The sequence below is a fragment of the Vulcaniibacterium thermophilum genome, assembly GCF_007923255.1.
Lineage (GTDB): Bacteria > Pseudomonadota > Gammaproteobacteria > Xanthomonadales > Xanthomonadaceae > Lysobacter_F > Lysobacter_F thermophilum.
Genome location: NZ_VOHJ01000016.1, coordinates 24,677 through 38,608, shown reverse-complemented (window position 1 = coordinate 38,608; position 13,932 = coordinate 24,677). Strand labels below are relative to the sequence as shown.

The window sequence follows — 13,932 nt, the reverse complement described above, 5'->3', positions numbered from 1 at the left end:
ACGCGAGCGTCGCGTCCGACGCCGCGTCCCTCTTCGACACCTCAGGGAGCTCTTCATGTCCGCACTGCACGCCCGCTTCGCCGAACTGCACGAAGGCCCACGCCCGCTGCTGCTGGCCAACGCCTGGGACGCCGCGAGCGCGCGCCTGCTGCAGGAGGCCGGCGCCCCCGCGATCGCCACCAGCAGCGCCGCGGTGGCGTGGTCGCGCGGATATGCCGACGGCGGCGCGCTGCCGCGCGAGGCGCTGCTGTCCTCGTTGGCCGACATCGTGCGCGTGGTGCGCGTGCCGGTGACCGCCGACATCGAGGACGGCTACAGCGACGATCCGGAGGCGGTGGCGGCGCTGGCGGAGGCGGTCGCGCACGCCGGCGCGGTCGGCATCAACCTGGAGGACGGCAGCGGCGATCCGGAACGTCTGGCGGCGAAGATCCGCGCCATCCGCGCGCGCCTGCGCGCAACGCCGCTGTTCGTCAATGCGCGCACCGACGTGTACCTGCGCGGACTGGCCGAGGGCGACGCGGCGGTGCGCGAGACGGCCGCGCGGCTGCATCGCTATCGCGAGGCGGGCGCCGACGGCGGCTTCGTGCCGGGTCTGCTGGACGCCGAAGCGGCCCGCGCGATCGCGCAGGCGGTGGCCCTGCGGCTGAACGTCATGGCGCGCCCGGGCATGGCGTCGATCGACGCGCTGCACGCCGCCGGCGTGTGCCGGATCAGCCTCGGCCCGTGGCTGTTCTACCGCGCCTACACCGCCGCGCAGCGGGCCGCCGCCGCCTGGCTGGGCGGCGATCCGGCGCCGCTGTTCGAGCCGGGGCTGGATTTCGCCACGCTCAACGGGTTGTTCGCCTGACCTCACATGCCGCGGAAACGGTGCAGGAACGCGCTGCTGACCGGCAACCGCTCGTCGCGCCCCCGCAGATGGAGAACGTGGCGGCCGAGTTCGTCCTTGCGGACCCGTTCGATCGAGGCCACACGCACGACGATGCCGCGGTGCACCTGCCAGAACACGTCCGGGTCGAGCCCGTCGAGCAGTTCGCGCAGCGGCCGCCGGATCGGCGCCTCGCCTTCGGGCGTCACCACGCGCACGTACTTGTCCTGCGCCTGGAAGTAGATCACCTCGTCGATGCCGATCATGCGCACGCTGTCGCCGATGCTGGCGGTGATCCACCGGATCAGGCGTTCGCCGCGCGGCTTCAGCGCCGCCTCCAGGGCCTCCAGGGCGGGCGCGGACGCGCCGGACTGCAGGCGCGCGCGCAGGCGCTCGACGGTCCGCGCCAGCCGCTCGCGGGTCACCGGCTTGAGCACGTAGTCGACCGCGCCGGCCTCGAACGCGCGCACGGCGTGTTCTTCGTAGGCGGTGGTGAACGCCACCAGCCCGCCGTAGCCGGCGACCGCGCGCGCCACGTCCAGTCCGGTCACACCGGGCATGCGGACGTCGAGGAAGGCGACCGCCGGACGCCATGCCGCCACCGCTTCCAGCGCGGCGATGCCGTCCTCGCACACGCGCAGCTCGAGCTGCGGCCACAGCGCCGCCAGCATCGCGCGAAGCGCTTCCCGCTGCGGAGCCTCGTCCTCGGCGATCAGGGCGGAAACCGCGGTCATGCCCCCTCCAGCGGCAGCTCCAGTTCCGCCAGTGTGCCCTGCGGCGCGCGCCTGCGCAGGCGCAGGGCAGCGCGCGCCCCGTACAGCGCGGCGAGCTGCTCGCGCACGTTGGCCAGGCCCATCCCGGTCGACAGTGCATCCGGCCGCAGCCCGACGCCGTCGTCGAGCACGCGCACGTGCAGCCGGCCAGCGCGCTGCTCGGCCTGCAGTTCGACACAGCCCGGCCCGGGTTTGGGTTCGACGCCATGCTTCACCGCGTTCTCGACCAGCGTGATCAGCAGCAGCGGCGGAAACGGCAGCGCGCGCAGCGGTGCGACGACGTCGATGGCGTAGCGCAGGCGGCCGCCGGTGCGCACGCGCATCACGTCGAGATAGTGCGCGCACAGGTCGACCTGATCGCCGAGGGTGCCGTCGAGCACGCCGACGCGATCGCGCATGCGGGGAATGCTGGCGCGCAGGTAGGCCACCAGCGCGTCGAGCGTTTCCTCCGCCTGCGCCGGCCGCTCGCGGACCAGCGCGCGCACCGCGGCGAGGGTGTTGAACAGGAAGTGCGGCTCGACCTGCGCCTGCAGGACGCCGAGGCGCAGCTCGGCGCCGCGCTTCTGTTCGCGCAGTGCGGCCAGTTCGCGATCGCGTCGGCTGTCCTCCCAGCGGCGCTGTTCGCCGAAGTAGGCGCGAAGCGCCAGTCCGCCGCCGAACAGGCCGTAGATCACCAGCAGTACGAGCACGTTCACGCTCAGCGCCAGCGCGCGCTCCAGCGGCGGCGCCGACTGCGGCCGCCGGCGGACCTCGGCCGCGCCCGGCGCGGCGCCGCGCGGCGCACCGAAGTGCACCTCCACGCGCCCCGCATCGCGCGCAGGCAACGCCGCCTCGACCTGGCGATCGATGTACGCCGAGGCCCATTCGTCGGCGAAGAAACTCGCGCCGATGCCCAGCAGCACGGCCACGACCACGCCGGTGCGCTCGCGCCGCAGCGGCCAGCGGCGATGCCGTACCCACGTCGCCAGCGCAGGTCCGGCCGCCGCCATCAGCAGGAACGCGGCGAACGTGTGGGCGGCCACCAGCGCGCCGATGCGGTAATCGCGCGCGACGAAGCCGATGCCGAAGCCGGACAGCAGCGCCATCGCCGCGATCACCGCGGCGAACAGCAGCGTGCGTCCGCGCAGCCACGGCAGGCTGAAGACGGGGTACTGGCGGTAGCGGCTCCACGGCAGGCCACCGCCCACCACGACGTCGGGCGGCAGCCGCTCCCGCAAGGGATCGCGATCGTTCACCGCTCCCGCTCTCCGCGCAGACGCTGTCCATGCTGCACCAGGGTGACCGCGACCACGCCGCCGGAGGCGTCGCGCTCGAAACGCAGCTCGGCGCCGACCGCGTCGGCCACGAACACGTCCTTCCCGACCGGATCCACCGGCAGCGGGGCTTGGCCGGTGCCCTGCACGTGCAGGCGCCCGTCGCGCACGCTCACGGCAAGCGCGAAGCCGGGCATCAGCGGATAGCGGCCGACATACGCCTGCAGCGCTTCGGGCGTCATCGCGTACGGCGCGCGGGCGGGCGCGGGCTCGACGCGCCGTGCGGTCATCTCGCCACCGCCCTGGCTCCAGACGAAGCCGTAGCGGCCATCGGCCTGCCGCCGCGGCGACAGCAGCGCATCGAGCTTCAACGGGAAGAAATCGCCGGCATCGTCATAGCCGAACTCGAACACCGGCTGTCCCTGCGCCTGCCCGTATAGCACGCCCTTGCGGTGCCACAGCTTCACCCGCAGAGCCTCGCCCAGCACGTATTCGCCCGCGAGCGCGTCGAGCAGTTCGAGCGGCGCGCGCGCCGCCTTGCGCGGCGGCGGCAGCGGCACCGACGGATCGAGCAGGTGCATGGCGATCGCGCCGAGACCGCCCAGCGACGTCAACGCGGTATCGGAAAGGATCACCACGCCGCGCTTCTGCTCCGGCACGAACGCCACCAGCGACGAGAAGCCGCCCGTGCCGCCCTCGTGCGCGTACAGCGTGCCGTTCGCCCACGGCTGGCGCATCCAGTTCATGGCGCCGGGGCGGCCGTCGGGCAGCGGGATGGGCGCCTGCGTCATCCGGATCGCCGCATCGAGCGCCGGATCGCCGCTGCCGCCCAACTGCGCCTGCACGTAACGCACCATGTCGTCGAGCGTGGCACGCACGCCGCCGACACCCGACAGCTCGGGGTGGATCGTCCACGCCGGCGTGACCCGGCCGTTCGGCAGATGGCCTTTCGCCGGCCGCACGCCCGCGGGGTTCCGGCGCACGTACGCGCCATGCATGCCGAGCGGCCGGAACAGGCGCGCATCGAGCGCGCTCTCGAAATCGCTTCCCGCGGTGCGCGCCACCGCGTAGGACAGCAGCATCATCGCGTAGTTGGAGTATTCCACCTGCGTGCCGGGGGCGCGGCCGAGCGTGGTCTTCTGCAGGGCGGCCAGCAATGCCTCGGGCGCGAGTTGCGCGTAAGGGTCGTCGGGATCGGCGATCGGCATGTCCGGCGGCAGCGCCGGCAGGCCCGAGGTGTGGGTGACGAGATGGCGCAGCCGGATCGGCTGCCCGTCGAACTCCGGCACGCGCGTGCCGGGCGGCAGGTACTTGGCCAGCGGGTCGTCGAGGGAAGCCTTGCCCTCGCCGATCAGTTGCGCCAGCAGCGTGGCGGTCATCGTCTTGGTCACCGAACCGATCTCCAGCGCGCTGCGCTCGTCGAGCCGACGGGCGCGCGGATCGGCACAGACGAACGCGCGGCTGACCTGGCCGTCCTCGATCACCGCGGCGGCGACGCAGGCGCCGGTACGGTCGCCGCGCAGGCGCTTGTCGAGCGCGGCGGCGAGTTCCCCGCCGCTCATCGCGTGCGCGGGCAGGCTGGCGGCGAGCAGGGAAGCGAGCAGCAGGGGGTTGCAGGTCACGGCGGATTCCTTGCGGTTCGGGGACGTCCAGCGTGGCGCGCGGCGCCTGCGCGCGCGCCGGTTTGCGACGGACGCCCGTACCGCGGACGCGAACGCGCACGTGGACGGCGCGAACCGCCTGCCCGCTCAGTCGGACAGCAGGCGTTCCATCGCCTGCCGGTAACGCGCGGCGATCCGGCCGGCATCGCGATGGCGCCCGTCCTCGACGACGCGCTCGCCGCCAACCTCCACCGTCTCCACCAGCGGCCGGTTGCCGGCGAACACCCAGCGGTCGATCACGTCCTGCGCGGTGGCGCCCGCCAGCGCCGGCGCAGCCGCGTCCAGCACGATGCGGTCGCGCGCGAGGTCGTCGAAACCGGTGGCCTGCGCGGCGCTGTCGACCACGCCGCGCAGCAGCGACTCGCCCACGCTCGGCGAGTCGGCCACCGCGATGTTGCGCCGGCGCGTCACCAGGCGCTGGCCGTATTCCAGCCAGCGCAGTTCCTCCACCGGCGACACCGACACGTGCGAATCCGAACCGATGCCCCAGCGCCCACCGGCATCGAGGAATGGGCGCAGCGGGAACAGGCCGTCGCCGAGGTTCGCCTCGGTGGTCGGGCAGATCGCCACCGTCGCGCCCGAACGCGCGAGGCCCTGCACTTCCGCCTCGCTCAGATGGGTGGCGTGCACCAGCGTCCAGCGCGCGTCGACTTCGGCATTGGCGAGCAGCCATTCGACCGGCCGCGCGCCGCGCAGCGCCACGCACTCGTCCACTTCCGCCACCTGCTCGGCGATGTGGATGTGCACGCGCATCCCGTGCGGCAGCGCGTCGAGCACCGCGCGCATCGCCTCCGGCGGCACCGCGCGCAGGCTGTGCAGCGCGCAGCCGAGGCGCACGCGTTCGTCCTCCTCGTCGCGCAACAGATCGAGCAGGTGCAGGTACTCGTCGACGTCGTGCGCGAAGCGGCGCTGGCGCTCGCCCAGCGCGCGGCCGTCGAAGCCGCCGCTCATGTACAGCACCGGCAGCAGCGTGAGCCGGATGCCGGTCTCGCGCGCGGCGGCGATCAGCGCGCGCGACATCGCCGCGCGGTCGGCGTACGGGCTGCCGTCGCGGTCGTGGTGCAGATAGTGGAACTCGCAGACCGCGGTGTAGCCGGCCTCGAGCATCTCCGCGTAGAGCTGCGCGGCGACCGCGTGCAGGGTGTCCGGATCGAAGCGCGCGGCGAAGCGGTACATCGTCTCGCGCCAGGTCCAGAAGCTGTCGGCGGGGTCGGTCTGGCGCTCGGCCAGTCCGGCCATCGCGCGCTGGAAGGCGTGCGAGTGCAGGTTGGCGATGCCGGGCAGCGTCCAGCGGCCGTCGGCGGTGGTGGCGACAAGGGGGGTGGTGGCGTGCATGGCGCATTCTCGCGCGTCGGGGCGGTGGCGCGGCAATGCCCCGTAGAATCGCCGCCATGACGCACTTCGAAGGCCTCCTGCTCGGCGCCTCGCTCGCCACCCTCGATGCGCCCGCCGGCTACGGCGAGATCCGCGACGGCGCGCTCGGCTGGCGCGACGGCGTGCTGACGTTCGTCGGCCCGCGCACCGCGCTGCCCGGCGATCCGCACGCGCTGGCGCGCGAAGTAATCGAGGCCGACGGCTGGATCACGCCCGGCCTGATCGACTGCCACACCCACCTGGTGTTCGCCGGCGACCGCGCGGCGGAGTTCGAGATGCGCCTGCAGGGCGCCAGCTACGAGGCGATCGCGCGCGCCGGCGGCGGCATCCTCTCGACCGTGCGCGCCACCCGCGAGGCCGACGAGGACGCGCTGCTTGCGCAGTCGATCGCCCGCGCGCGGATGCTGGTGGCCGACGGCGTCACCGCGCTCGAGATCAAGTCGGGCTACGGCCTCGACTTCGCCAGCGAGCGCAGGATGCTGCGCGTGGCGCGGCGGATCGGCGAGGCGCTCGGGATCGCGGTGCGCACCAGCTACCTTGCCGCGCATGCGCTGCCGCCGGAATACGCCGGCCGTGCCGACGACTACATCGACGCCGCGATCGACTGGCTGCCGCGGCTGCATGCCGAGGGACTGGTCGATGCGGTCGACGCGTTCTGCGAGGGCATCGGCTTCTCGCCAGATCAGACCCGCCGCCTGTTCGAGGCCGCGCGCACGCTCGGGCTGCCGGTGAAGCTGCACGCCGACCAGCTCAGCGATCTCGAAGGCGCGGCGCTGGTGGCGGAGTTCGGCGGGCTGTCGGCCGACCACGTCGAACACACCAGTGAAGCCGGCGTGCGCGCGATGGCGCAGGCCGGCACGGTCGCGGTGCTGCTGCCGGGCGCGTTCCACGTGCTGCGCGAAACGAAGCTGCCGCCGCTGGACCTGTTCCGCGCGCACGGCGTGCCGATGGCGGTGGCGACCGACTGCAATCCCGGCACCTCGCCGCTGCTGTCGCTGCGGCAGGCGATGCAGCTCGCCTGCACGCATTTCCGCCTCACCCCGGAGGAGGCACTGCGCGGCGCCACCGTGCACGCCGCGCGCGCGCTCGGCCTCGCCGACCGCGGCGCGCTGCGCGTGGGCATGCGCGCGGACTTCGTGCAGTGGAACATCCGGCACCCGGCCGAGCTGTGCTACTGGCTCGGCGGCCGGTGGGCCGAAGCGGTCTATGCAGGCGGCCACCGACTGCAGGAACCGCTGTAGGCACATCCGGACACCGCCGGCCACGCACGCGCCCTCGGCTATGCTCGCTCCAGCCCATCCCGGAGCGACGCAATGCGCACCGCCCTCGCCAGCCTCCTGCTGATCGCCGCCACCGCCCATGCCGACGAGCCGCTGAGCGCGGCGCAGCGCTTCGCGCGCGAGGCGATCATCGTCGACACCCACATCGACGCCCCGAGCGAGCTGATGAAGCAATGGCGCGACCTCGGCGTGGATGCGCCGGGCGTCGAGTTCGACTACCCGCGCGCGCGCCAGGGCGGGCTCGATGTCGCGTTCATGTCGATCTACACCTCGCCGGAGGACGACGCCGCCGGTACCGCGCGGCAGAAGGCGCACATGCAGATCGATGCGGTCGAGGCGCTCGCCGCGCGTCATCCCGACCGGTTCGCGCTGCTGCGCTCGCCGGCCGACGTCGAGCGCCTGAGCCAGAACCGCCGCGTGCTGCTCGCGCTCGGGATGGAGAACGGCGCGCCGATCGGCGACGATCTGGCGCAGCTCGAAGTCTTCCATCGCCGCGGCGTGCGCTACGTCACCCTCGCGCACAGCCACAGCAACCGCATCGCCGACGGCTCGTATTCGCTGGATCGCCCGCACGGCGGCCTCAGCCCGTTCGGCGAGCAGGTCGTCAAGGAGATGAACCGGCTCGGCATCATGGTCGACGTGTCGCATCTGTCCGACGATGCGGTGCGCGACGTGCTGCGGGTGACGAAGGCGCCGGTGATCGCCAGCCATTCCGGCATGCGGCGCTTCACTCCGGGCTTCGAGCGCAACCTGAGCGACGCGCTGGCGAAAGCGATCGCCAAGAACGGCGGCGTGGTGCAGATCGTGTTCGGCAGCGGCTTCATCGATGCCCGCGCAGCCGCCGACACCACCGCTTACTTCCGCGCGCTGGCGGCGTTCCAGCGCGAACTCGAGGCCGCCAGGGCGCGCGGCGAGACGCCGGCGAAGACGCTCGCGCAGTTCGACGCGGAATGGGACGCCGCGCATCCGAAGCCGGAAACCCGCATCGAGCAGGTGGTGGCCCAGATCGACCATGCGGTGAAGCTGCTGGGCGAGGACCACGTCGGCATCGGCTCGGATTTCGACGGCGTCGGCGGCGCGCTGCCGGTCGGGCTGAAATCGGTGGCCGACTACCCGAACCTGATCGAGGCGCTGCGCCAGCGCGGCTACTCCGACGAGCGCCTGCGCAAGATCCTGGGCGGCAACCTGCTGCGCGTCTGGCGCGAGGTCGAGGCGCGCGCGGAAAAACGCTGAGACCTCAGGCCCGCCGAAGGGCGGTGAGCGCGCCTGATTCCTGCGTCAGGCAAGGCACCCGCCTCGCCCCCTGCAAGCAGGGGGAGGAGACACTCCCTCCCCTGCGTGCAGGGGAGGGCTGGGGAGGGGTTGTGTCGGCAGCCCGCGTCGGTCGGCGACCGGCTTTACCCCCTCCCAACCTCCCCCTGCAAGCAGGGGGAGGAAACACCCCCCTGCAAGCGGGGGGAGGGGTTCACACAGGATCGGCGTCGTAGCCGCCTGAAACGACGAAGCCCCGCCGGAGCGGGGCTTCGCACGTGCGCCGCGGCGAGAGGACTCAGCCGGCGGTCTTCTTCGCGACGACCTTCTTGGCCGGCGCCTTGGCGGCGGTCTTCGCCGCGGCCTTCTTGGCGACCGGCGCGGCCGCGCCCGCGGCCTTCCGGGCCGCCGGCGACTTCGGCCGGGCGTTGCCGTAGCTGGAGTTGTAACGCTTGCCCTTGGCGGTCTTGCGGTCGCCCTTGCCCATGTGCGTGATTCCTCGGTACGTGATGCGGGTGCGGCGCTCAGGCCGGAAAGCGGCGAATGTTATCACGCCCGCGCCACGGAGCCCCCGGCGCGCTCAGTCCCGTCGCGCCACCGCATGGGACAGGCGGATGTTCATCAGATGCGCGCCGGCCAGCAGCAGGCCGCCGACGGTCATCACCAGCACGTGGGTCAGCGTGTGGTCGTGCAGCGGTGTGAACGCGCCGAGCCACACCAGCGCCAGCCCCGGCAGCAGCAACGCCCAGGCGCCGAACAGGCGGTGACGGCGCCAGCCGAGCGTCAGCGTGGTCGCCCCCAGCAGCGTGGCGAACACCACGAACGCCTGGTCGAAATCGATCCACCCGCCCAGCGTGAGACCCAGCGACGGCGCCAGCGCGAGCGCGACCGGCAGCAGCGCACAGTGCACCGCGCACAGGAACGAGGCGGCGAAGCCCACGCGATCGGCGCGGCGGAGGGCGGAGGGAGCGGGCATGACTTTCGTTGGGGGCGATCGCTTTTGAAACATTATAACATTCCCTTGTCGACCCGCAGTGTACCCCATGCCGATGAGGACTCCCTTGACGCCGTCCCGCACCGCCCTGTTCCTCGCCCTGTCCCTTGCGCTGCCCGCGGTCGCCGCGCCGGCTCCGCAGGACGATCCGCGCCACACGAGTCCCACCGAGCTGGACCACGTCGTGGTGACCGCCAGCCCGCTGCGGCACACGGCGGAAGAGCTGACGCGCCCGGTCGAGGTGCTGGCCGGCGAGCGTCTGGACGAACGCAAGGCGAACTCGCTCGGCGCCACCGTCGAGCGGCTGCCGGGCGTGCAGTCGTCCTACTTCGGCCCCGGCGTGGGCCGCCCGATCGTGCGCGGCCTGGAAGGCGCGCGCGTGCAGGTGCTGAGCGGCGGCCTGTCCTCCGGCGACGTTTCCACGGTCAGCGTCGATCACGCGGTGAGCATCGAGCCGTTCCTGGCCGACCAGATCGAAGTGCTCAAGGGGCCGGCCACGCTGCTCTACGGCAGCGGCGCGATCGGCGGCGCGGTCAACGTGGTCGATGGCCGCATTCCCGAGCAGGCGCCCGATCGGCCGTTCGGCGGGCGTGCCGAACTGCGCGGCGGCACCGTCAACGACGAACGCACCGGCATGGTCCGGCTCGACGGCGCCACCGATTACGGCCTGAACGTGCATTTCGACGCGCTGCAGCGCGAGACCGGCGATTACGACATCCCCGGCTACGCCGAAAGCGCGCGCCTGCTCGCGGAGGAAGGCGAGACGCCGGACCCCGCCCTGCGCGGCCGTCTGCCCAACAGCGCCGTGCGCACCAGCAGCGGCGCGCTCGGCGTGTCGTGGACCGGCGAGCGCGGCTTCCTCGGCGCGAGCTACGGTCTGTTCGACACCCGTTACGGCGTCCCCGGCCATGCGCACGGCCATGAGGAGGACGACGGCGAAGGCGAGGAAGCCGCGCACGGCGAAGGCGGCGTGCGCATCGCGCTGGAGCAGCATCGCGCCGAGCTGCGCGGCGGCCTGGACGGGCTCGGCGTGTTCGAGAGTCTGCGGGTCAAGCTGGCGCGCACCGAGTACACCCATACCGAGTTCGAAGGCGACGACGTCGGCACCGTGTTCGACAACGACACCCTCGAGGGTCGCGTCGAACTGGTGCACGACTGGGGCGGCTGGAGCGGCGCGTTCGGCGCGCAATGGGTCGACCGCGACTTCGTCGCCATCGGCGAGGAAGCGTTCGTGCCGGGATCGCGTTCGCGCGATGTCGGCGTGTTCTGGGTCGGCCAGCGCGAGTTCGGCCCGCTCGGCCTGGAGCTCGGCCTGCGCCGCGACCGCAACGAGGTCGATGCCGACATCGCCGGCGCCCCGCGCCGCTTCGACGCCACCAGCGTCTCCGCCTCGCTGCGCTGGCACTTCGACGAGCGCCTGCACCTGACCTTCGGCCTCGACCACGCGCAGCGCACGCCCGGCGCCGAGGAGCTGTACTCCGACGGCCTGCACGTGGCCACGCAGAGCTTCGAGTTCGGCGATCCCGCGCTGGATGTGGAAACGGCGAACCGTGCCGAGCTGGGCCTGCACTGGCACGGCGAGCGGCTGCGCGTTGGCGCCTCGATCTACCACGTGCGGTACGCCGACTTCATCTATCTCGCCGACACCGGCATCGTCGAGGACGACACGCCGGCGCGCGCGTGGACGCAGAGCGACGCGCGCTTCAGCGGCGCCGAAGCGGAGATCGACTGGACCTTCGCCGAGAACGCCAGCGGCGCCTGGAACCTGCGCGCGTTCGGCGATGTGGTGCGCGGACGGCTGGCCGGAGGCCAACCGCGCACGGTGAGCTTCGCCATCCCGCACGAGGACCATGCGGACGACTACACGGTGACGCTGGCGCCGCGCGGCGACCTGCCGCGCATCGCCGCGCCGCGCCTCGGCGGCGAACTCCGCTGGGAGCGCGACGGCTGGCGCGCGGCGCTCGGCGCGGTGCGCTATTTCCGGCAGGACCGCGTCGCCGCCTTCGAGGACGAAACCGCCGGCTACACGCTGGTCGATGCGCACATCGCCTGGCACCGCGATACGGCCGGCGGCAACGCGTGGGAGCTCTTCCTCGACGGCAACAACCTCACCGACCGTGAAGCGCGCCCGCACACGTCCTTCCTCAAGGATCTCGCGCCGCTGCCGGGGCGCAACGTGAGTTTCGGCGTGCGCGTGTTCTTCTGAGGGTGATTCCCGGCAGACAGGATCGGAGCCGGTGCTGAAGCGATGCCCGCATCCGTCGACCCCGTCGCCGCGGCGCAAGCACCGGACCCATTGCGCTGGAGGCCGGCAAAGTGCCGTCGAAATGGAGCCCGGCGTTCGCCGGGCTGACGGACGCGAGCCTTCGCCGGGTGACGAGCGGAAGTGAGCGGCCTCGCCGCCGGTTCGCACGCTGTATCCAAACCCCGTCGCCCCGGCGCATGCCGGGGCCCATTTGCGCCCGAGCCCCATCGGACGGGCGGGGCCGTATCGGTCGGGCGGGGGCCGTCGCTGCCGCAATGGCAGCAGGGGTCGCGGCCGAAGCCGCTCTGCAGGCTCAGGATTGCCGCGCGCAGGCGGCGCAGACGCCGCGAACTTCCAGCGTCTGCGCGCTCGGCGCGAAGCCGAGATCGCGCGCGCGGGCGTCGAGCATCTCGACGATGCGCTCGTCCTCCAGCTCGATCGCGTTCTGGCAGCGGTCGCAGATCAGGAACGGCACCGCGTGCTGCGCGCCGCCGGGATGGTGGCAACCGACGAACGCGTTGATCGAGGCGAGCTTGTGGATGAAGCCGTGCTCGAGCAGGAAGTCGAGCGCGCGGTACACCGTCGGCGGCGCGGCGGCGTCGTGCGTGGCCTTCATCCGGTCCAGCAGTTCGTAGGCCTTGATCGGCCGGCCGGCGTCGGCGATCAGGCGCAGCGCGTGGGCGCGGATCGGCGTCAGCCGCAATCCGCGCGCCTCGCACGCCCGCTCCACCTCGGCAACGAAGGCATCGCCATCGTCGACGTGGTGGTGCGGATCGGTGCAGTGCGGCGCCATGCGCTCATTCTGCCGCAGCCGGCGTGCGTTCGAGCGCGGCGTCGATCCGCCGCAGCGCTTCCTCGCGGCCGGCCAGATAGACGGTATGGCCGATGTCGGGGCTGACCTGGGTGCCGGTGATCGCCACCCGCATGGGCTGGGCGATCTTGCCCATGCCGATGCCGAGGTCGGCGGCGATCGCCTGCAGGGTCGCGTTGATCGCGTCCGGGCTCCACGGCTGCAGGGTCGCCAGTCGCTCGCGCGCCTCGCCGAGCGGCGCACGCGCGGCGAAGGTGAGGTGCTTGGTCAGCGCGGCGGCGTCGTAGCGGTCGATCGGGTGGTACCAGACGCGCGCGCGGTCGGCCATTTCGCGCAGGGTCTGCACGCGCTCGCGCAGCGCCACCACCACGTCGGCCGGATCCGGGCCACGGCTCAGGTCGTAGCCCTCCTGCTCGAGGTGCCAGACCAGGTGCTTCGCCACCGCGCGCGGATCGTCGGTCTTCAGGTAGTGCTGGTTGAGCCAGCCGAGCTTGGCGGTGTCGAAGCGCGCCGCCGACTGGTTGACGTCGTCGATGCGGAACAGCCGGATCATCTCCTCGATCGAGAAGATCTCCTGGTCGCCGTGCGACCAGCCCAGCCGCACCAGGTAGTTCAGCACCGCGTGCGGCAGGTAGCCGAGGTCGCGGTACTCCATCACCGACACCGCGTTAGTGCGCTTGGACAGCTTCTTGCCCTCGTTGTCGAGGATCATCGGCAGGTGCGCGAACGCCGGCGGCGTGGCGCCCAGCGCGTGGTAGAGGTTGATCTGGCGCGGCGTGTTGTTGACGTGGTCGTCGCCGCGGATCACGTCGGTGATCCGCATGTCGATGTCGTCGATGACGACCGCGAAGTTGTAGGTCGGGAAACCGTCGGAGCGGACGATGACCAGATCGTCCAGCTCCTCGTTCTGCCAGACGATGCGGCCCTTGACCTTGTCGTCGAACGCGACTTCGCCCGACGGCGGGTTCTTGAAGCGGATGACCTTGTTGGGGTCGTCGCGGTCGGGCAGGTTCAGCTCGCGCGCGCGGCCGTCGTAGCGGGGCTTGCGGCCCTCGGCGAGCGCCTGCTCGCGCATCGCCTCCAGTTCCTCGCGCGTCTCGTAGGCGTAGTACGCCTTGCCGGCCTGCACCAGCTCGCTCGCCACCTGGCGGTAACGCTCCATGCGCGCGGTCTGGAAGATCGGGCCTTCGTCGTGCGAAAGGCCCAGCCAGGCCATGCCATCGAGGATCGCCTGCACGGCGGCGTCGGTGCTGCGCTCGCGGTCGGTGTCCTCGATGCGCAGGATGAACTGGCCGCCGCGGCGGCGCGCTTCCAGCCAGCAGTACAGCGCGGTGCGGGCGCCGCCGATGTGCAGGTAGCCGGTGGGGGAAGGAGCGAAGCGGGTGCGGCAGGTCATGCGTCGATGTTCCGGGTGAAGCCCTCGCT

General features: G+C 72.3%; 12 protein-coding genes. 4 read left to right on the top strand and 8 right to left on the bottom strand.

All coding sequences use genetic code 11. The annotated features are described in order from the left end of the window. Positions 1–55 precede the first annotated feature (55 nt). On the top strand, positions 56–847 hold the full coding sequence (locus FQY64_RS08235) for an isocitrate lyase/PEP mutase family protein (protein ID WP_146473764.1): 792 nt from the start codon (positions 56–58) through the stop codon (positions 845–847). Between the two features lie 2 nt (positions 848–849). Here FQY64_RS08235 and FQY64_RS08230 read toward each other — a convergent pair whose 3' ends face one another. The 4 genes from FQY64_RS08230 to FQY64_RS08215 form a co-directional block, all read right to left on the bottom strand. After that, positions 850–1,599 (bottom strand): LytR/AlgR family response regulator transcription factor, encoded by a 750-nt coding sequence (locus FQY64_RS08230; RefSeq protein WP_146473762.1) that lies wholly within the window; start codon positions 1,597–1,599, stop codon positions 850–852. Next, on the bottom strand, positions 1,596–2,873 hold the full coding sequence (locus FQY64_RS08225) for a sensor histidine kinase (RefSeq protein WP_146473760.1): 1,278 nt from the start codon (positions 2,871–2,873) through the stop codon (positions 1,596–1,598). Before FQY64_RS08225 ends, FQY64_RS08230 begins: the two co-directional genes overlap by 4 nt. Further along, entirely contained in the window at positions 2,870–4,513 is a 1,644-nt protein-coding gene (locus FQY64_RS08220) for a serine hydrolase (RefSeq protein WP_146473758.1), read from the bottom strand. The genes FQY64_RS08225 and FQY64_RS08220 overlap by 4 nt, the downstream gene beginning before the upstream one ends. A gap of 126 nt (positions 4,514–4,639) precedes the next feature. Next, positions 4,640–5,887, bottom strand: coding sequence for a formimidoylglutamate deiminase (locus tag FQY64_RS08215; RefSeq protein WP_146473757.1), 1,248 nt, complete (start codon positions 5,885–5,887; stop codon positions 4,640–4,642). Between the two features lie 56 nt (positions 5,888–5,943). Here FQY64_RS08215 and hutI point away from each other — a divergent pair, with 56 nt between their 5' ends. Together hutI and FQY64_RS08205 are read left to right on the top strand one after the other, a co-directional pair. Next, the gene (hutI, locus tag FQY64_RS08210) at positions 5,944–7,167 is read left to right on the top strand and encodes an imidazolonepropionase (protein ID WP_146473755.1); all 1,224 of its coding nucleotides are present in this window, start codon (positions 5,944–5,946) and stop codon (positions 7,165–7,167) included. A 72-nt stretch (positions 7,168–7,239) separates the two neighbouring features. Then, positions 7,240–8,439, top strand: a complete 1,200-nt coding sequence (locus tag FQY64_RS08205) for a dipeptidase (RefSeq protein WP_146473753.1) — start codon at positions 7,240–7,242, stop codon at positions 8,437–8,439. Between the two features lie 316 nt (positions 8,440–8,755). Here FQY64_RS08205 and FQY64_RS08200 read toward each other — a convergent pair whose 3' ends face one another. Both FQY64_RS08200 and FQY64_RS08195 read right to left on the bottom strand, forming a co-directional pair. After that, positions 8,756–8,944 (bottom strand): 30S ribosomal protein THX, encoded by a 189-nt coding sequence (locus tag FQY64_RS08200; RefSeq protein WP_146473751.1) that lies wholly within the window; start codon positions 8,942–8,944, stop codon positions 8,756–8,758. Between the two features lie 93 nt (positions 8,945–9,037). Continuing rightward, positions 9,038–9,433, bottom strand: a complete 396-nt coding sequence (locus FQY64_RS08195; protein WP_146473749.1) for a MerC domain-containing protein — start codon at positions 9,431–9,433, stop codon at positions 9,038–9,040. Positions 9,434–9,500: 67 nt separating this feature from the next. Here FQY64_RS08195 and FQY64_RS08190 point away from each other — a divergent pair, with 67 nt between their 5' ends. Then, positions 9,501–11,657, top strand: a complete 2,157-nt coding sequence (locus FQY64_RS08190; protein WP_146473747.1) for a TonB-dependent receptor — start codon at positions 9,501–9,503, stop codon at positions 11,655–11,657. A gap of 352 nt (positions 11,658–12,009) precedes the next feature. Here the strand turns inward: FQY64_RS08190 and FQY64_RS08185 are convergent, their stop codons facing one another. Both FQY64_RS08185 and gltX read right to left on the bottom strand, forming a co-directional pair. Continuing rightward, positions 12,010–12,489 (bottom strand): transcriptional repressor, encoded by a 480-nt coding sequence (locus tag FQY64_RS08185; RefSeq protein ID WP_146473745.1) that lies wholly within the window; start codon positions 12,487–12,489, stop codon positions 12,010–12,012. Between the two features lie 4 nt (positions 12,490–12,493). After that, positions 12,494–13,903 carry a glutamate--tRNA ligase gene (gene gltX / locus FQY64_RS08180; protein ID WP_146473743.1) on the bottom strand — a complete coding sequence of 470 codons (1,410 nt, stop codon included), beginning with the start codon at positions 13,901–13,903 and terminating at the stop codon, positions 12,494–12,496. Between the last annotated feature and the right edge of the window lie 29 nt (positions 13,904–13,932).